The sequence below is a fragment of the Streptomyces sp. NPDC054765 genome, from assembly GCF_053612065.1.
In genome coordinates this window covers 32,263-50,296 of the sequence record NZ_JBSHBP010000042.1, presented here as the reverse complement: position 1 = coordinate 50,296, position 18,034 = coordinate 32,263, and the positions used below count along the sequence as shown (strand labels likewise).

The 18,034-nt window shown below is 72.4% G+C and carries 14 protein-coding genes; 3 read left to right on the top strand and 11 right to left on the bottom strand.

The features are described from left to right. Window positions 1–83: 83 nt before the first annotated feature. Window positions 84–1,469 (bottom strand): aminopeptidase P family protein, encoded by a 1,386-nt coding sequence (locus ACWGJY_RS24725; RefSeq protein ID WP_453263020.1) that lies wholly within the window; start codon window positions 1,467–1,469, stop codon window positions 84–86. A gap of 138 nt (window positions 1,470–1,607) precedes the next feature. Here ACWGJY_RS24725 and ACWGJY_RS24720 point away from each other — a divergent pair, with 138 nt between their 5' ends. Then, a complete protein-coding gene (locus ACWGJY_RS24720; protein WP_453263019.1) occupies window positions 1,608–3,953 on the top strand; it encodes a collagenase in 2,346 nt (781 codons plus the stop codon). Between the two features lie 144 nt (window positions 3,954–4,097). Here ACWGJY_RS24720 and ACWGJY_RS24715 read toward each other — a convergent pair whose 3' ends face one another. The 3 genes from ACWGJY_RS24715 to ACWGJY_RS24705 form a co-directional block, all read right to left on the bottom strand. Continuing rightward, window positions 4,098–6,500 carry a glycoside hydrolase family 65 protein gene (locus ACWGJY_RS24715; RefSeq protein ID WP_453263018.1) on the bottom strand — a complete coding sequence of 801 codons (2,403 nt, stop codon included), beginning with the start codon at window positions 6,498–6,500 and terminating at the stop codon, window positions 4,098–4,100. Next, window positions 6,497–7,261, bottom strand: coding sequence for an HAD family hydrolase (locus ACWGJY_RS24710; protein ID WP_453263017.1), 765 nt, complete (start codon window positions 7,259–7,261; stop codon window positions 6,497–6,499). The genes ACWGJY_RS24715 and ACWGJY_RS24710 overlap by 4 nt, the downstream gene beginning before the upstream one ends. 117 nt (window positions 7,262–7,378) lie before the next feature. Next, window positions 7,379–7,963, bottom strand: coding sequence for an Rv1733c family protein (locus ACWGJY_RS24705; protein WP_453263016.1), 585 nt, complete (start codon window positions 7,961–7,963; stop codon window positions 7,379–7,381). A gap of 201 nt (window positions 7,964–8,164) precedes the next feature. Here ACWGJY_RS24705 and ACWGJY_RS24700 point away from each other — a divergent pair, with 201 nt between their 5' ends. Then, window positions 8,165–8,890, top strand: coding sequence for a response regulator (locus tag ACWGJY_RS24700; protein WP_453263015.1), 726 nt, complete (start codon window positions 8,165–8,167; stop codon window positions 8,888–8,890). Between the two features lie 24 nt (window positions 8,891–8,914). On the opposite strand, the gene ACWGJY_RS24695 is transcribed toward ACWGJY_RS24700, so the two are convergent. Then, a complete protein-coding gene (locus tag ACWGJY_RS24695; protein WP_453263014.1) occupies window positions 8,915–10,639 on the bottom strand; it encodes a sensor histidine kinase in 1,725 nt (574 codons plus the stop codon). Between the two features lie 201 nt (window positions 10,640–10,840). Here ACWGJY_RS24695 and ACWGJY_RS24690 point away from each other — a divergent pair, with 201 nt between their 5' ends. Beyond that, window positions 10,841–11,758: a universal stress protein gene (locus ACWGJY_RS24690; protein ID WP_453263013.1), complete on the top strand. Its 918-nt coding sequence runs from the start codon at window positions 10,841–10,843 to the stop codon at window positions 11,756–11,758. Here the strand turns inward: ACWGJY_RS24690 and ppk2 are convergent. From ppk2 to ACWGJY_RS24660, 6 genes are all read right to left on the bottom strand, one after another. Further along, the gene (gene ppk2 / locus ACWGJY_RS24685; protein WP_453263012.1) at window positions 11,734–12,555 is read right to left on the bottom strand and encodes a polyphosphate kinase 2; all 822 of its coding nucleotides are present in this window, start codon (window positions 12,553–12,555) and stop codon (window positions 11,734–11,736) included. The two genes, ACWGJY_RS24690 and ppk2, sit on opposite strands and share 25 nt — an antisense overlap. Before the next feature lie 33 nt (window positions 12,556–12,588). Next, window positions 12,589–13,935, bottom strand: a complete 1,347-nt coding sequence (locus tag ACWGJY_RS24680; RefSeq protein ID WP_453263011.1) for a nicotinate phosphoribosyltransferase — start codon at window positions 13,933–13,935, stop codon at window positions 12,589–12,591. 62 nt (window positions 13,936–13,997) lie between these two features. Beyond that, the gene (locus tag ACWGJY_RS24675) at window positions 13,998–14,297 is read right to left on the bottom strand and encodes a dsRBD fold-containing protein (RefSeq protein ID WP_453263010.1); all 300 of its coding nucleotides are present in this window, start codon (window positions 14,295–14,297) and stop codon (window positions 13,998–14,000) included. Window positions 14,298–14,485: 188 nt separating this feature from the next. After that, window positions 14,486–15,355 (bottom strand): universal stress protein, encoded by an 870-nt coding sequence (locus ACWGJY_RS24670; RefSeq protein ID WP_453263009.1) that lies wholly within the window; start codon window positions 15,353–15,355, stop codon window positions 14,486–14,488. A gap of 110 nt (window positions 15,356–15,465) precedes the next feature. Next, window positions 15,466–16,650: a permease gene (locus ACWGJY_RS24665; protein ID WP_453263008.1), complete on the bottom strand. Its 1,185-nt coding sequence runs from the start codon at window positions 16,648–16,650 to the stop codon at window positions 15,466–15,468. Window positions 16,651–16,758: 108 nt separating this feature from the next. Continuing rightward, a complete protein-coding gene (locus tag ACWGJY_RS24660) occupies window positions 16,759–17,919 on the bottom strand; it encodes a sugar ABC transporter permease (RefSeq protein ID WP_453263043.1) in 1,161 nt (386 codons plus the stop codon). Between the last annotated feature and the right edge of the window lie 115 nt (window positions 17,920–18,034).

Here is an 18,034-nt window from a genome sequence, read left to right as displayed (position 1 = left end):
CAGGCCAGGCCCGCACGTCAGAACCGCAGGTCAGGCCCCGCGCGTCAGGCCCGCACGTAAGGCCCGCAGGCCGGAACCGCAGGTCAGGCCCGACCGGCGAGGAGCCCGTCCATCCACTCCTCCACCCCGTCGGCGGTGCGCGGCAGCGCCGCCGACATCAGCCGGGCGCCGTCCGCGGTGATCACCAGATCGTCCTCGATACGGACACCGATGCCGCGCAGCTCCCGTGGCAGTGTCTCGTCGTCGGGCTGGAGGTAGAGCCCCGGTTCGACGGTGAGGACCTGACCCTCCGTCAGAACGCCGTCCAGATACTGTTCCGCGCGGGCACGGGCGCAGTCATGCACATCGAGGCCGAGCATATGGCCCGAACTGCACAGCGTGTAACGCCGGTACAGGCCGCTGTCGGGGGCGAGCGCCTGCGCCGCGGGCACGGGCAGTACGCCCCAGTCGGCCAGCCCCTCGGCCAGGACGCCCGTACAGGCCCGGTGGAAGTCGCGGAAGCTCGCTCCCGGCCCGAGGGCGGCGATGCCCGCGTCCTGCGCGGCGAGCACCAGTTCGTAGACCCGGCGCTGGACGGGGGAGAAGCGCCCGGACAGCGGCAGGGTGCGGGTGACGTCGGCGGTGTACAGCGAGTCGGTCTCCACGCCCGCGTCCAGCAGCAGCAACTGGCCGGGATCGAGCGGGCCGTCGTTGCGGGTCCAGTGGAGCACACAGGCATGAGCGCCGGCCGCGGCGATGGTCTCGTACCCGGTGCCGTTGCCCTCGGCGCGGGCACGCAGCTGGAAGACGCCTTCGATCCAGCGCTCGCCGCGCGGGAGGCGCAGTGCGGCGGGGAGGGACCGTACGACGTCCTCGAAGCCGGTGGTGGTGTGGTCGACGGCCTGTTGCAGCTGCGCCACCTCCCAGGTGTCCTTCACCAACCGCAACTCGCTGAGTACGGAGGCGAGTTCGGCATCACGGGCGGCGTCCCGCCCGGCCCGGTGGCGGACGAGGTCGTCCAGGTGCGCGCAGCGGATGCCGGTGAGCCGCTCGGCCTCGGCCAGATCGGGGCGCCGGCCCACCCAGAACTCGCCGTGGCGGCGGTCCCGGTAGAACGCGCCGCCGCTGTCCCGCGGCGACCGCGGCCGTAGATGGAGCACCGCCTCCCCGTCCGGCTCCAGCACCAGGACATGCCCCGACTGGTCCTCGCCGGTCAGCCCGGTCAGCCAGGCGTAGGCGCTGTGCGGGCGGAAGCGGTGATCGCAGTCGTGGGAGCGGACCTTCAACTCACCGGCGGGGATGACCAGTCGTTCGCCGGGGAAGCGCGCGGCGAGCCGGGCCCGGCGCCCGCTGAACTGCGCGAAACCCGGCACCCGGGTCCCGGCGGGGAGCGGAGTGGCGGCCCACCGGCCGGTCATGAAGTCGGCGAGGGCGTTCGACACCGGCAAGTCATGGCTCCCGGTGTGGAGTTGGGAGTCGCGTGAGGTCATTCGACATCTCCCGGAAAGAAAGTTACCCGAAGTCTTGTCAGTGCAATTTCACATTACTATGTTACGGGTCACACCTCGCGGAGTGAAGGCCCATGCCTCAGCCCCCACACAACCCCCCACCCCCTCCCGGAGGTTCAGGTGACACATCCGCGTACGCCGCGCCGGATCCTGCTGGCCGCGACCCTCGCCACCACCCTCGCCCTGCCGGCCGTCCAGGCGGCCCAGGCGGTGCCCCGCACGTCGGCCGCCCCCGTGCCGCGGGCCCAGTCGCAGCGGTCCGGGCACCGGCCCGCCGCCGCCCCCACGGCCAACCCCTTCGACCAGGTTCAACGCCTGGCCAGAGCCCCGAAGTCGGACGCCGCCCCGGCGCCGGCACCACGCAACCTCGTCGAGAGCGGCCGCCTGCCGGGCCCGCAGACCAAGCCCTCCTCCGTGCCGCACGGTCCCGAGCCCGCCGTCGCGCCCTGCACCCTCGACGGCATCACCGGCCTGAACCCCGAACAGTTCGCGGACTTCCTCGCCGACCCGGCCGTCACGGCGGACGACTGTCTGCGCAACCTCCTCTGGACATGGGACCCCCGGCTCATCCCCGTGATGTCCGACGCACACGTCCAGGCCGTGGCCCGCCGTATCACCGGCCTCGCCGCCACCCACGACGGCAAGAACACCAGCCATCTGTACGAGATGTTCACGTACTTGCACGCGGTGGCCTACCAGGACTTCTCGCACGACGAGATCGACACCACCGACGCCCCCACCGTCGACGCCGTGCGCCGCGCCGTCGAGGCCTTCGGCACCGCGGCCCACACCTTCGACGTCACCCGGACCAATGCCGACACCCTGCGCGAAGCCCTCGACGCCGCCAGCGCCCCGGGGCTGCGTCAGCATCAACTCGACCTGATTCAGAAGGTCCTGGCCACCATGGACGCGGCCCACCCCGCCACCGACCAGGACCCGGCATGGGGCAACGCCGCCCTCGCCGCGCTCTCCGTCAACTACCTGGGCGTCTACCCCGGCAACAAGGACACCGCCTTCCAGTACGCGGCCGCCACGGACCCCGGCTACCGCGCCGCCTTCAAGGCCTTCGCCGGATACACCCACCTCAAGGGCACGCCCAACGCATGGGTGGTCCGCGATGCGCTCGGGGAGTACGGCCGCTTCGCCCAGATCGCCTCCCTCAAGACGGCGATCGTCGCCGACCTCGGCGCTCTCCTGCCCACCCTCGTGGGCAACTTCGGCGAGGGCAGCGAGCCCTGGGCCAAGGTCGCCGGCTGGCTCATCTTCTTCGACGCCTGCGCGCCGTACGGGGTGTGCAAGGAGGACATCGAAAAGCGGATCTTCCCGCGCACCTACACCTACGACAACGGCGCCATCAAGGTCCGCACCGCCCTCGACCGCGCCGTCGTCGACCAGCTCTACTATGCGTCCAAGCAGGTCAGGGCCCAGTTCCACCGGGTGCTCGGCACCAGCGAACCGCTGGCCGGCGACCCCAACACCACGCTCACCATCGTCCTGTACGCCTCGCGCGCCGGCTACGAGGTCTACCACCCGCTGCTCACCGGCATGGGCACCAACAACGGCGGCGTCTACATCGAGCAGGGCGCGACCTTCTACACCTACCAGCGGCGCGTCCCGCAGGACTCCACCCTCACCCTCGAAGAGCTCTTCCGGCACGAGTACGTCCACTATCTCAACGGCCGCTTCGCCGTCCCCGGCGTCTTCGGTGAAGGCCCCTGGTACGAGGGTGACCGCACCACCGCCATGGACGAGGGCAGCGCCGAGTTCTTCGACGGCTCGACCCGCGACAACGGCATCGCCGTCCGCCGGTCACTGGTCCGCGACATCATCGCGGACACCGCAGGCGGCAAACCGCGGATGACCATCAACGAGTTCCTGCACGCGACGTACGACCACGACGGGTTCCGCTTCTACTCCTACGCCGGGACGTTCTTCGAGTTCCTGTGGCGCGACCACCCGGCGCAGCTCCAGGAGATGTACCGGCATCTGCGCGCCGACGACGTCGCCGCTTTCGACTCCTGGCGCAACCGTATGGGCTCCGACACGGGGCTGCAGCAGGAGTACAACGCCTTCCTCGACGCGCAGATCGCCCACGTCGACGACCTCTTCGTACCGAACACCACGTTCACGCCCAACAGTGCCCTGAAGTTCGCCACCCCCGCCGAGGTCCAGAGCGCCTTCGCCGCCGCCACCGCCAATACGCCCACCTGCAAGGACGACGGTGACCCGGGCTACGGCCGGTTCACCTGCACCGGCCGGATCACGGCCAATCTCGGCAACTCCGGCAGCGCCGACCTGATCTTCAAGGACATGTCCGAGACCGTCGACTACTTCATCCTCGACCGCACCAGCCCGGCCGCGAACAACTTCACCGACATGAACTGCTCCTTCGGCCCCACCGAGATCTGGTCCTCGGGACGGGCCGGCACCGCGGACTTCAGCTGCGAGGGCCCGTTGCGGCGGTGAGAGCGCCGTCGCCCCCAGCGGTGGCACGGCCCGTCGTCCGGCGGACGGGCCGTGCCACCGGAGCGGCCCGCCGGGGTTCGGGCCGTGCCCGGTAGGGCCGCTCGGGCCGTGCCATGCCGGGCACGGCCCGTCAGCCGTCAGCCGTCAGCCGTCGGGCAGGTCGAGCCGGCGGGACGTACCGGGTGCGAGGGTGAACGCGCGGTCGCGCAGCTGCACCCGCACCGCGGCGTTCTGGGAGGCCGGTACCGCGATCCGTACCTGCTCGGCACGGATTCGCAGATCGATGTCCCAGTGGCGCCGGAAGCGGATGCGGACCCCGAATTTCGAGAGTTCGGGCAGTGGCGCCGGGTCGAGCCACAGCGCCTGGTCGCGGGTTTCCAGACCGGTCATGCCCCGCTGGACGAAGTCCAGGGTGCCGGCCATCGCCCCCAGATGGATGCCCTCCGCGGTGGTGCCGCCCTGGACGTCTGCCACATCCCCGGTCAGTGCCTCCTCGCAGTACGTCCAGGCGTCGGGGCGGTGCACCCGGGCCAGCACCCAGGCGTGGACCAGGGCGCTGAGGGTGGACCCGTGGCTGGTGCGGTGCAGGTAGTAGTCGACGGTGGCGTGCCAGATGTCGTCGTCCAGGGGGCAGCCGAGCCGGCGGAACACCGAGGCGAGTTCCGACGGCGAGAAGAGATAGCCCAGCATCAGCACATCGGCCTGTTTGGAGGCCTGGTAGCGGTTGACCGTATCGCCCTCCGCCTCCAGGATCCGGTCCAGCCGGCGGATGTCGCCGTAGCGCTGCCGGTAGCCGTGCCAGTCGAGTTCGGTGAGGTCCCCGTATCCGGCGAACTGGCTGATCACGCCGCGGTGGTAGGGCACATGGAGCCGGTGGGCGATGTCCTCCCAGCGCTCGGGCTCGTCCGGGCAGAGCTGGATCCGTTCGCACAGCTGGCGGTGGTGGGCCTCGGGGAGCGTGCGGCAGAGTTCGAGGGCACGCGCCAGCACCCAGGCCGCCGTGACGTTGGTGTAGGCGTTGTCGTCCACCCCCGGTGCGGCGGCCCCCGGATAGCCGTCGTGGTACTCGTCGGGGCCGACGACGCCGCGGATGCGGTACCGGCCCAGAGTGGAGTCCCAGACCGCGGCCGAGGCCCAGAAGCGGGCGATCTGCAGCAGCATCTCGGCGCCCCTGGTGTGCAGGAACTCGGTGTCGCCGCTGGCCTGTCCGTACTGCCACACGTTGTAGGCGACCGCCGAACCGACATGGTGCTGCAGCCGGGAGTAGTCGGGCAGCCAGCGCCCCGAGCGCGGATTGAGATGGAGTTGCTGGGTCTCCTCGCGGCCGTCCCCGGCGCTCTGCCACGGGAACATCGCCCCGGTGCGGCCCGCTTCCCGCGCCGCGTGGCAGGCGGCGGGCAGCCGCCGGTAGCGGTAGTCGAGCAGGGCCCGGGAGACCTGTGGCAGGTGCAGATTCAGGAACGGCAGCACGAACAGCTCGTCCCAGAAGACATGCCCGCGGTAGGCCTCGCCGTGCAGGCCCCTCGCCGGCACCCCGACGTCCAGCTCGGCGGTGTGCGGCGACAGGGTCTGCAGCAGGTGGAAGAGGTGCAGCCGCAGGATCCCGCCCGCCTCGCCGGGCACCTCCAGCTTGGCCTGCCGCCACAGGTTCTCCCAGGCACGGCGGTGCGAGGCCCGCAGCTGCCGGAAGTGCGGGGCCAGCGCCACACAGTCCACCGCCGCATGCCGCGGACTCTCGATCGCCGGGTCGCGGGAGGTGTACAGCGCCACCGTCTTGTCGACGACCGCGGGGGAGCCGGGGCCGACGGGCAGCACCAGGGTCTGGGAGGCCTGCAGTGCGGTGAGCTGCGGGCGGGGCACCACGCCCCGGCCGGAGGTGGCGCGGGTCCGCGCGGCCAGCGCGATCCGGATGTCCGAGTCGAGGGTGCGGCAGCTCAGCCACACCGTGTCCGGCTGCTCGGTACCGGTCTCCCACCCCGTCAGATGCTGGTCCGCCAGCTCGCGGTAGCGCGCGACCCCGGCATTGCGCACCGCACCGTCGATCCCGGACTCCACCTCCACCGTGCCCGCCCACCCGTACGACGTGAAGCAGGTGCGCAGCGCGGCCAGATGGGGTTCTCCCATGTGGACCAGGCGGCACTGCTCCACGCTCAGGCGCCGGCCGGCCTCGTCCTCGTAGACCGACCGGCGGGTCAGCGTGCCGTGCCGCAGGTCCAGGGCCTGGCGGTGCTCCGTCAGCTGCGTGTGGTCGGGGGAGAGCCAGGGGCCGGGAGCCGCGTCGGCGGGGCAGATCCGGTAGCGCAGCGGGAGCCAGTTGGGCAGGTTGACCATGTCCTCGTTCTCGACGGGGCGGCCCGCCACGGTGGAGATGAGCCGGTTGTAGCAGCCGGCGGCGTAGGTGCCCGGGTAGTGCGCCGGCCCGGCCGGCACCTCGGACGCCGCGCCACGGGTGACGAAGTAGCCGTTGCCGAGCGCGCACAGCGTCTCGCGCAGCCGTTCGGTGTCCGGGTCGTACCCCTCGTACGACCAGGTCCAGGCGCGCGTCATGCCCCCTCCCCGGACATCAGCAGCTCGCCCGGGTCGGCCACGACCACATCGGCGCCACGGCGGCGCAGCGCGGCGGCGCTGTACGGGCCGGCCGTCCGGTCCACGCCCACCACCAGGCCGAATCCGCCGCGGCGGCCGGCCTCGACACCGGCGAGTGAGTCTTCCACCACGGCGGTGTCCCGGGCCGGGACACCGAGCCGCCGCGCCGCTTCCACGAAGAGCGCCGGGTCGGGTTTTCCCGGCAGGTGCAGCCGGTGTGCCTCGTTCCCGTCCACCACGGCCCGGAACAGCCCGAGCACCTCGGCCGCGGACAGCAGCTCGGTCGCATGGCGGGACGCGGAGACGGCGGCGCACGGCACCCCGTGGTCCTGCAGGGTCCGCAACAGGCGCACGGTGCCGGGCCAGGTGGTGACGGCACCGGCCCGCAGACTCGCGGTGAACAACTCGTCCTTGCGGGCCGCGACGGCGCCGACGGTGTCCGTGCCCGGCGCGTCATCGGGGGTGCCGGGCGGCAGCTCCAGGCCCCGCGAGCGGAGGAACGCGGCGGCCCCGTCCTGCCGGGAGCGGCCGTCGACATAGCGCAGATAGTCGTCCACCGGGTCGAAGGGGCGCTGTCCGCCCGCGGCCGTCAGACACGCGTCGAAGGCGCTCTGCCAGGCCGCGGCATGCGTCCGGGCGGAGTCGGTGATGACCCCGTCGGTGTCGAAGACCACGGCCCGCAGGGACTGCAGGCAAGCGGCCAGGGGCGGCGCGCCGGTCATGGGACGGTCCGTTCGTCGGTGTCTCCCTTCCATGGCACCACGGCCGGGGGCCGGGGGCGCGCCCACCGAGGTGAGCGCGGCCCGGCCGGCGGCGGTACGCGCGGGCCGGCCGCCGCATCACGCCGCGCGCTGCCCCCACCGGGGATCTTCCGCTGCCCACTCCCGCTCCCACTGGGCGTAGCGGCGGCGGTTCAGGAGGGCGCGGCCGGTCCGCTCGGCGCCGAGCAGCAGCAGACCGCTCGTGCTCGCGGCCACGATGCCGACCGCGATGCTCTCGCCCCGTGCCTGTGCGGGCGTGACGGGATCACGGATCAGTGCCCCGTGGGCGTCGAGCCGGGCGGAGGTCCGGTCACCGGCCCTCAGGCCCGGTGCCACGGCCGTCTCGCCGGTGCGGACCGCGCCATCGGCAGCGGTCCATCGCACCGTTGCGTGGACCCGCGGGCCGGCGCCACCCGAGATGTCCACCCCGATGCGGGCCGGGGGGTTCTCGGTGAGGACGGCCGAGACGGTGTGACTGCCGTGCTGTTGCTGACCGCCCCCGGCGTCCACCGCGCGGGCGGCCGCCAGCCCCGCGGCCGGCGCGCCGAGGACGAGCAGTACGCCGGTGACCAGCACCAGCCAGGCCTGGACCACATCCGAACGCCGTCGGAGCGGATTGCGCCGCCACGGCCAGAGGATCTTGCTACGAGTCATCGCGTCCATGACGCACCCCCTGCACCTTCGCCCCGACCGTCGCATGCGGCGGGAAGCCGGCAGCAGGGGCCGGACGGCCCTCACGGGGGGCCGTCCGGGGTGCGGCCCACGAGGGGCCGGGGGCCCGTTCGGCCCTGGTGTGCTCACCGGGGCGGGGTGACGATGGGAGGCACCTCCCGATGCCGGACGACCGAGAGCGCGGAGGACACCATGGGCGACGTAGGCGAATTCTCAGCGCAGCGGCCGATCCGGGTGTTCCTGCTCGACGACCATGAAGTGGTCCGCCGTGGTGTCCGCGACCTGCTCGACGCGGAACCCGATATCGAGGTGGTCGGCGACGCCGGGACCGCCGCCCGTGCGCTGGCCCGCGGTCCGGCGCTGGGCCCGGATGTCGCCGTGCTCGACGTACGGCTGCCCGACGGTGACGGGATCAGCGTCTGCCGGGAGCTGCGCTCGCGGCTGTCCGGGCTGGCCTGTCTGATGCTCACCTCGTTCGACGACGACGAGGCGCTGCTCGACGCGATCATGGCGGGCGCGGCGGGCTACGTCCTGAAGGAGATCAAGGGCTCGGATCTGGTCGCGGCCGTCCGCACGGTCGCCGCCGGCCGTTCGATGCTGGATCCGGCGACCACCCGGCGGCTGATGAACAGTCTGCGGGGCGAGGGGCCGAACGATGCGCCCGGGACCGACGCGCTGTCCGCACTGTCGCCGCGGGAACGGGAGATTCTCGGCCTGATCGGCACGGGATTGACGAACCGTCAGATCGGGCAGCGGCTCTACCTTTCCGAGAAGACGGTCAAGAATCACATCTCGCGGCTGCTGGCCAAACTCGGCGTGGAACGCCGCATCCAGGCAGCCGTCCTCGCCGCCCACGGACCGGGGCCCGCCGCCGGGCCGGGGCCCGCCCCCGGCGACGCCGGACCGCACCGCCCCTGACCCCCGGCCGCACCCCGGCCCACCTCAGGGCGAGGGCAGCGGTGCGCGCCACACCAGCTGGGTGCCGCCCCGGGCCGGCGTCTCCAGCGTCATCTCACCGCCCATGCTCTCCGCCCGCTTGGCGAGATTGCTCAGCCCGCTCCGGCGGCCGTGCCGCGGCAGGCCCACACCGTTGTCCGTGACGCGCAGTTCCAGGGAGCCGCCGCCGACCAGCAGCGCAACCTCGACCGAGGTGGCGTGTGCATGCCGTGCGGCATTGCTCAGTGCCTCACCCAGCACCGCCACCACATGTTCCGCGATCTCGGCCGGCACATCGGTGTCGATGAGCCCCTGCATACGGAGCGACGGGGTGAAGCCCAGGGCACGAGTGGCCTCCTCCACCGCGGTGACCGTCCGGGCCCGCAGCCCGCGGCCCGCCCGGCCCGGCGCACGGGCGCGGAGCCCGAAGATCGTCGACCTGATGATCTTGATCGTCTCGTCCAGATCGTCCACCGCCCGCAGCAGCCGCTCGTTCGCCTCCGGGTGGTCCACGAACCGGACCGCGCTCTGCAGCGTCATCCCGGTGGCGAAGAGCCGCTGGATCGCCAGATCGTGCAGGTCGCGGGCGATCCGGTCGCGGTCCTTGAGCAGGGTGAGCTGCTCGGCCGCCCGGCGCTGGTCGGCCAGCTCCATGGCCAGGGCCGCCTGCCCCGCGAAGGTCAGCAGCGGTCCGGTCTCCGGCTCGGTGAACGGGGCGCTTTGGTGTACGCGGGCCACCAGCAGCACTCCCCGGGTCCGCCCACCGGTGATCATCGGTACGGCGACCGCGGGACCCAGCCCCGTCCAGCGCGGCGGCCCCGCGGTGATCCTCGGATCCCGCTCGACATCGAGACTGATCAACGGCTCCCCCGCGTCGAGCGCGGCGCCCATGAACGATCCCCGCCGGGGGAGGAGCAGCCCGCGGTGCGCCTCGGCGTCGACCCCCGACGCCAGGGCCACCTGCAGCGCCGCACCGCCCTGCTCGGGCACCGCGACCACCCCGAGGTCCGCGGTGAGGATCTCCAGCGCATGGTCCACGATCAGCCCGAGGGCCCGCATCTCGTCCGACCCCGGCAGCAGCAGACTGGCGACGATCTCCCCGTTGGCCTCCAGCCACCGCTCGCGGTAGCGGGCCTCCTCGTACAGCCGCGCGTTCTCGATGGCCACCCCCGCCGCCACCGCGAGCGTCGAGAGCACGGTCTCGTCCTCGGCGTCGAAGGCACCGCCGCCGCGCTTCTCGGTGAGATAGAGGTTCCCGAACACCTCGTCGCGCACCCGGATCGGCACCCCGAGGAAGGAGTGCATCGGCGGGTGGTGCGGCGGAAAGCCGTACGACGACGGGTGGCCGGACAGCTCGGAGAGCCGCAGCGGCCGGGGATGGCGGATCAGCTCGCCCAGAATGCCGTGTCCGGCGGGCAGCCGGCCGATGGCGGCCTGCTGCTCCTCGGTGACCCCGACCGGCAGGAACTGGGAGAGCCGGGTGCCCTCGGAGACCACGCCCAGCGCCCCGTACTCCGCGTCCACGACCACCACCGCCGCCTCCACGATGCGGCGCAGCACCTGCGGCAGATCCAGCCCCCGGCCCACCGACAGCACGGCCTCCAGCAGCAGACCGGCCGGGTCACCGGGGCCCTGCCGCAGGGCGTCCAGGCGCCGGTGCAGATCGTCCGGCAGCGCATCCAGCCGCCGCCGGGCGGCAGAACGCCGGTCGCTTCCCTCGTCGCCCACCATGCCTCCGCGGTGTGGCCCCGCACGGTGGCGGGCCACAGCTCCACGGTAGCCGCGGTGGGATTCCGGGGCGCCCCGCGCCGCCGGCCACCGCGAGGCGCCTCCGGCCGGCCGCTGTGCCCGCGCCTCCGCTGCGCGCACCGGACCGCGGTGCGACGGTGGCAGTAGGACCTTGTCGCCGAGGAGCGGAAGGACGTGGGGGCGATGGAGCATCCGCTGACCGTGGGGACCGACGGGTCGGACTCCGCATTCCGCTCGCTGGACTGGGCGGTGGACGAGGCGGCCCGCCACGGGCTCCCGCTGCGGATCGTGCACGCCTCCCGGTGGGAGCGTTACGAGGGAACGTCCCCGCAGGGCCAGGACCGCCCCGGTGAGCAGGTGCTCGCGGACGACATCGTGGCGTCCGCCGCCGAACACGCCCGCCGCCGGCACCCGGACGTCACGGTCTCGGCGGAAGTACTGGCCGACGACGCGGTCACCGCCCTGCTGAACGAGGGCCTCCATGCGGCGCTGCTGGTCCTGGGCTCACGGGGACTCGGGGAGTTCACCGGCCTGCTGCTGGGGTCGGTCGGTCTGACGGTGGCGGCCCGCGCCCGGTGCCCGGTGATCGTGGTGCGCGGCGACCCGGCCGGCCTCGCGGGCACCCATGGACGCATCCTCCTCGGCGTCGCCGACCCGGCCGGCGACATGACGGCCGTCCGCTTCGCCTTCCGCGAGGCCGAGGCCCGCCGTTGCACCCTGGAGGCGGTCTGTGCCTGGCGCCACCCCGCCCACGAGCCGGCCGATACCCCGGCGCTCCCCGCCGAGGCCCACCGCTACCACGAGCAGCGGGCCACGGCGCTGCTGGACGACGCCCTGGCGGAGGCGTCCGGTGAACATCCGGCGGTGCGGGTGCACCGCGCCATGGTCGAGGGACCGGCACACAAGGTGCTGGTGCACCGTGCCGCCGCCGCGGATCTCCTGGTGGTCCAAGGCCAGCGCCGCCACGGCCACTTCGGCCTGCAGCCCGGCCGGGTGGCGCACACCGCGCTGTGCCATGCCGCCTGCCCCGTGGCGGTGGTGCCGCAGCACGCCTCGGCAGGTGCCCCGGGCCCGGCCTACCCTTCCAGGTCCGCCGCGTGATCGGGGACGTAGGTCTGCAGATCCCGGGGCGGCCGCTGGTAGCCGGTGGCCGACGGGCGCGGCGGCAGGGTGAGCTCCGGCGGGGTGATGTCGCGGTAGGGCACGGTCGACAGCAGATGGGCGATCATGTTCAGCCGGGCCCGGCGCTTGTCGTCGCTCCCGACGACGTACCACGGTGCCTCCGTGATGTCCGTGTGGACGAACATCTCGTCCTTGGCCCGCGAATACTCCTCCCAGCGGGTCAGCGACTCCAGATCCATCGGGGAGAGCTTCCAGCGCCGCGTCGGATCCGTCAGCCGGCGCCGGAACCGCTGCTCCTGCATCTCGTCGCTCACCGAGAACCAGTACTTGCGCAACAGGATCCCGTCCTCCACCAGCATCCGCTCGAAGACCGGGCACTGCCGCAGAAACCGCTGGTGCTCGGCCGGCGTGCAGAACCCCATGACCCGCTCGACCCCGGCCCGGTTGTACCAACTGCGATCGAACAGCACCAGCTCGCCCGCCGCGGGAAGGTGCTCCGCATAGCGCTGGAAGTACCACTGGCCGCGCTCGCGCTCCGTGGGCCGGGGCAGCGCCACGATCCGCGCCACCCGGGGATTGAGGTGCTGGGTGACGCGCTTGATCGTGCCGCCCTTGCCGGCCGCGTCCCGGCCCTCGAAGACCACGACGAGCCGGGCACCCTCGGCACGCACCCACTCCTGGAGCTTCACCAGCTCCGTCTGCAGCCGGTACAGCTCCCGCTCGTACCGCGGCCGTGACAGCTTCGCGGGGCCGTTGCCGTCCTGCGTGTGCGCCATACGACGACGGTACGGAGAAAAGCCCCGGCAGGCTCAGGCATGCGAGCCGAACGGGGCCAGCACCTCCCGCTCGATCCGCCGCCGGACGTGCGCGGTCAGGGCGGAGAGCCGCTTCGAGACCTGCGCCCGCACGGCGTGCGGCGACCGGATGTACCGGGCCGTGGCGGGCAGCTCCGCCACATCCGCCGCGACCCGCCGCCGGGCCTCGTCCAGCCGGCCGCGCGGTGTGCTGCGCCGGCCCCCGCGCATCAGCGTCTCCAGCAGCGGCGCGGCGCCCGCGGGGAGCGGCTCGTCGGCCAGGCCGAGCACATCGACGCACCCGGGCCGGCGGAAGACCTGCTTACGGCCGGGGGCGGTCGCCTTCGCCGACGACAGCCTCATCACGGGGCGGCCGTCGTAGGCGACGAGCTTGTACGCCGAGTCCAGCGCGGGGGCGTCGGCGCTCACCCCGACGCGGCTGCCCACGGCGTAGACGTCGATCGGTGCCCCCGCACGCGTCAGATCGTGCACGGCGAACTCGTCGAGCCCGCCGCCGGCGACGATGCGCACCTGCGGCAGCCCCGCGTTGTCCAGGATCGTACGGGCGCGGAAGGCCAGTTCCGCGAGGTCCCCGCTGTCCAGCCGGACGGCCGAGCCGTCACCGCGGCCCAGCGCGTTGAGCACCCGGGCCGCCGCCGCGACGCCCGATTCGGTGTCGTAGGTGTCCACCGGAAAGGTCACCGGTCCGGGGTGGCACAGCGCGAACGCGGTGAACGCCGCCTCCTCGTCCCCGAACGCCTCGACGTACGAGTGCGCCAGCGTGCCGACCGCCGTCAGATCCTCGGCGTGGGCCGCCGCCACATTGCTGGTGCCCGTGAAACCGGTCATCGCACCCAGCCGCGCCACCTGGAAGGCGGCGGCGGTCCCCTGGGTACGCCGCAGCGAGAAGTCCACGACGGAGCGTCCCCGTGCGGCGAGGACACAGCGGACGCATTTGGACGCGATGGTCGTCTGATGGCTGAGGTGGTTGAGCACATACGACTCCACGAGCTGCGCCTGCGGCAGCGGGGCGGTGACCTCCAGCAACGGTTCACCGGCCAGTACCACCCGCCCCTCCGGCACGGCCCGGACCTCGCCGGTGAAGCGCATGCCCAGCAGCGGAGCCAGCTCCCGGGCCGGCCGTTGCAGCGTCTGTGCGAACACCTCGACATCCTCGCGTCCGACCGTGAAGCGGGAGAGGAATTCGAGCACCGTTTCGGCGCCGGCGGCGATCAGAAATCCCCGGTCCGGCGGCAGATCCCGGACGAAGCAGCTGAACGTCGCCGGCCGGGTCATGCCCTCGCGGAGGTACGAGAGGGCCATGGTCACTTCGTACAGGTCGGTGGTTGTCGCATCCGACATGACCGGCTCCTTCCGCGGGCGGCCGTACCGCCGGCCGGCCGGGGCCGGCGCCCGCACCGGATTCACGCCATCGCACTCGTCCAGCCGTAGGCGGCGCGATGCTCGTGCCGGGGCGGCGCGGCGCCGACGCCTTGGAGGTCACCGTCCGCCACCCGCTGCAATTGCCCGGCGAGATCCTTCATCGCCCGCCCGGCCGCGATCTCGTCCCCGATCTCCGGTACGTCCCTGTCCTCGGGGCTGCACCGGGCCGTGCCGTGCCCGGTGAGGGTGGTGGTTCCGGTCCGGAGCACCACACGTGCCCTGGTCGTGCCGTCCTCCTCGAAGAGGTACAGACGCACGGGCCATTCGACTGTCGTTGCCATGGCTCACCACTGCCTTCCTGCCGGGACTGCCGCCCCGGACCGCGAACGGCCCGTCGTCCCCCGCGCCGGCCGGTCCCCGCCGGACGGGCCCTCACCGTCATCATCCGCCTTCTCCCGCGGGACGTCCTGGGCGCCGGCCGGACGTCCTCGCGGACCACGGGCGCCCGCTGTCCGGCCCGTCCCCGTGGTCACTCGTGCGGCACCACGGCCACCGGACACGGAGCGTGGTGGACGACCGCCTGGACGACATGGCCGATACGCGGCGCCGGCAACCGGTGCCGGTGCCGTCGGCCGACGATGAGCAGCCCCGCGTCCGCCGCGCTGTGCAACAGGGCCGGTGCCGGACTCTCCATCACCACCCGCTCGTCCACCTGCACGTCCGGATGCTTCTCCCGCCACGGCTGCAGGGCCGCGGCCAGCTCCTGCCGCGCGTCCCGCTCCGCTTCCTCGGCGGCGACCGGCTCCACACCACCGCCCCGGTTGTACGCGTACGAGGGCAGGTGCCTGCCGTGCACGGCACGCAGGGTGACACCCCGCCGTGCGGCGCTGTCGAAGGCGAAGGCGAGCAGTGCCTCGCACGGCTCGTGCAGGCTCAGCGCCACCATCACCTCCCCGTCCTTCTCGACCGCCGAGGCATCCTGCCGGGCGCGCACCAAAACCGTGGGAGAGGCGGTGTGCGCCACCAGCTTCAGACCGAGCTCGCCGAGGGCGAAACGGGCCACCGGGCCCAGGTCCCGTGAGCCCAGGACCAGCAGATCCGACTCTCCCGCGGCTTCCTGCAGGGCGTCCAGCGGATCTTTGGACACCAGGGCCTCGTCCACCGGAAGGTCCGGGAAGCGGGTGCGCACCGCTGTGGCGGCCTCGTCCAACATCCAGTGGGGCCAGTAGTTCTGGTCCCCGTCCGCGAGGGGATGCGGCTCCGGCTCCGGCGCAAGCAGCACCCAGGCGTGCAGCAGCCGCAGGCGCGCACGGCGCAGCCGCGCTTCCTGCGCCGCCCACAGGACCGCGGACAAGGACTCGGGCGTACCGTCCACACCGGCCGTGATGAGATCCTTCATGGCCTCGCTCCGTTCCTGGCGCGCTCGGCACCTTCGCGCCCACACCTCAAGGGTGCTCGACCTCGCCCGCTCCGGCATGAGCCACTCGGCCCCAACCCGCCGACGCCGGGTCAGTGCGGGGCGTGCCCGCTGCCGTCGTGCGCGGTGCGCGTGCCCGGCCCCTCGTGCGGGGCGCCGCCCATCATGCGGAGCATGGCCCGGCCCCCGGTGCGCAGGAAACGGTGGACCAGCGCGGCGGCAAGGAGGAGGAAGACGATGTTGAGCCAGGTGGTGTAGTCCCAGGAGACCCCGGACATGGGGATCTTCGCGTCGGCCTGGCGGGGGATCAGCCCCAGTCGGCCGAAGGCGAATTCGACGGCACAGCCCGCGACGACGACTGCTGTGTAGAAGGTGACCAGCAGGAACAGGGCCATCCTGGCGCCGTAGTACTTCCGGTAGATGTTCAGGATCGGCAGGATCAGCAGGTCGGAGAAGAGGAAGGCGACGACCCCGCCGAAGCTGATACCGCCCTTCCACAGGACCACCGCCAGCGGCACATTGCCGAGGGAGCAGACGAACGAGGCGATCGCCACCAGCGGTCCGATCAGCGGCCCCCACAGCTTCGCGGCCAGCGGGTGTCCGTCGAAGAAGAAGGCCTGCCAGAAGCTGTCGGGGACCCAGGCGGCGATGGCCCCGGCGATCAGCAGGCCGGTCACCAGGTCCTTGATGATCGCGGCCCACTCCATGACGAAGACGTGCGAGGTCGCGGTGTAGCCCTCGGCGGAAAACAACCGCCGGGCGAAGGACCCCTCGCGATGAACGGACATATCCATCGCGGCATGGCCCTCCATGGAGCCGGCCAGGCCCCGTTCGGCCTGCTCGCGGGCCTCGCGCAGCAGCTGGTCACGCAGGAAGAGGCGGAACAGCACGGCCAGTACCACGATCATGACCGGTCCGCCGAGGAACTCGGCGGCCGTGAACTGCCACCCCATCAACAGGGCCAGGATGACGCCGAGTTCCACCACCAGGTTGGTGGAGGCGATCTCGAACGCCATCGCGGCCGTGAAGTCCGCCCCCTTGCGGAACAGGGACCGGGCCAGGGCGACCGCGGCATACGAGCAGGAGGAGGACGCGGCGCCCAGCGCGGAAGCCATGGCCAGGGTGCGGGGACGGCCGTCGCCGAGCAGGCCGGCGACCGTGGACTTGCGCACCACGGCCCGGACGACCGCGGACAGCGCGAACCCCAGGACCAGTGCCCAGGTGATCTCCCAGGTCATGGCTCCGGCGATGGACAGGGCGTGCAGGATCGCGGACATCGGCTCAGGTGTTCCGTGACGTACCGCGGCCCAAACGCCCGCCCGGCCGCCGTGCGTCGGACCGCCCGTCGGACCGGCCGTCGGGCCGCCCGCCGGTCCGCCCGCCGGTCAGACCCGTCCATGTGCCTTCTGCGCCCGCCTCGACAGCGAGTCGATGACCACGGCGACGAGCAGCACACCGCCCGTGATCATGAACTGCACGGCTGTCTGGATGCCCATGAGGGCCACCCCCGAGGCGATCGACTGGATCACCAGGACACCGAGCAGGGCCGACCAGGTCCGGCCCCGCCCGCCGAACAGACTGGTGCCGCCGATGACCGCGGCGGCGATGGCATCCATCAGCAGATTGCCCGACCCCGATGTCTGACTGGCCGAGGTGACGCGCGAGGCCAGGAACAGGCCGCCGATCGCGGCCATCGTCCCGGAGATCATGAAGACCGAGATCCGGACCAGATCCACATTGACTCCGGTACGGCGGGCGGCCTCGACGCTGCCGCCGAGGGCGAAGATCATGCGTCCGTAGCGCGTACGGCGCAGAACGAAGTCGAGGCCCACGAGCACGACGAGGAAGATCAGCAGAGCCAGGGGGAGCCCCAGGAACTGGTTGAGCACATAGGCCGCGGCCAGGGCGATCACCGCCAGCACGCCCGTGCGCAGGAGGATCTCGCTCAGCGGCCGGCAGGGCACTCCGGCGGCCCGGCGCCGCCGCACATCGTGGTACGAGGCGAGGAAGTACCCGGCACTACCGAGCGCCGCCAGGCCGTACGCGGCGGCCACATGGCTGAAGTAGAAGCCGGTCAGCATCGCGACCAGGCCCTTTTCGTCGATGTTGACCGTGCCGCTGGCGCCCAGGATGTAGAGCATCAGGCCGTTCCAGCCCAGCAGGCCCGCCAGCGTGACCACGAAGGCCGGTACCCCGACCTTGGCGAGGAAGAATCCCTGTACGGCCCCGATCAGCGTGCCCCCGAGCACCGCGAGCAGCAGCGCGAGCCCCTCCGGCACCCCGTGGTTCACGCTCAGCACCGCGAAGACGGCCGCCGCCAGACCGCTCACCGAGCCGACCGAGAGGTCGATCTCGCCCAGCAGCAGCACGAAGACGACGCCCACCGCGATCATGCCGGTACCGACGATGTCCACGCTCAGATTGGACAGATTGCGCGGCGAGAGGAAGGCGTTGTTGAGGCTCTCGAAGATGATCCACACCACGATCAGGCCGAGGGCGACCGGGACCGAGCCGAGCTCGCCGTTGTGGAATCTGCGCCTGAGCATGTCGAGCGGGTTCTGCGCGCCGAGCTCGGATGTGAGCCGGCGGCGGTCGGCGGCCGTCACGGCCCCGGCGGTGCCACCGTCCGCGCCGGCCGGCTTGTGCCGTCCGAACGCCCAT

Coding starts and splice junctions, on each gene's coding strand:
- ACWGJY_RS24725 (WP_453263020.1), bottom strand. CDS start 1,469: ATGACCTCACGCGACTCCCAACTCCACACCGGGAGCCATGACTTGCCG.
- ACWGJY_RS24715 (WP_453263018.1), bottom strand. CDS start 6,500: ATGACGCGCGCCTGGACCTGGTCGTACGAGGGGTACGACCCGGACACC.
- ACWGJY_RS24710 (WP_453263017.1), bottom strand. CDS start 7,261: ATGACCGGCGCGCCGCCCCTGGCCGCTTGCCTGCAGTCCCTGCGGGCC.
- ACWGJY_RS24705 (WP_453263016.1), bottom strand. CDS start 7,963: ATGGACGCGATGACTCGTAGCAAGATCCTCTGGCCGTGGCGGCGCAAT.
- ACWGJY_RS24700 (WP_453263015.1), top strand. CDS start 8,165: ATGGGCGACGTAGGCGAATTCTCAGCGCAGCGGCCGATCCGGGTGTTC.
- ACWGJY_RS24695 (WP_453263014.1), bottom strand. CDS start 10,639: ATGGTGGGCGACGAGGGAAGCGACCGGCGTTCTGCCGCCCGGCGGCGG.
- ACWGJY_RS24690 (WP_453263013.1), top strand. CDS start 10,841: ATGGAGCATCCGCTGACCGTGGGGACCGACGGGTCGGACTCCGCATTC.
- ppk2 (WP_453263012.1), bottom strand. CDS start 12,555: ATGGCGCACACGCAGGACGGCAACGGCCCCGCGAAGCTGTCACGGCCG.
- ACWGJY_RS24680 (WP_453263011.1), bottom strand. CDS start 13,935: ATGTCGGATGCGACAACCACCGACCTGTACGAAGTGACCATGGCCCTC.
- ACWGJY_RS24675 (WP_453263010.1), bottom strand. CDS start 14,297: ATGGCAACGACAGTCGAATGGCCCGTGCGTCTGTACCTCTTCGAGGAG.
- ACWGJY_RS24670 (WP_453263009.1), bottom strand. CDS start 15,355: ATGAAGGATCTCATCACGGCCGGTGTGGACGGTACGCCCGAGTCCTTG.
- ACWGJY_RS24665 (WP_453263008.1), bottom strand. CDS start 16,650: ATGTCCGCGATCCTGCACGCCCTGTCCATCGCCGGAGCCATGACCTGG.
- ACWGJY_RS24660 (WP_453263043.1), bottom strand. CDS start 17,919: ATGCTCAGGCGCAGATTCCACAACGGCGAGCTCGGCTCGGTCCCGGTC.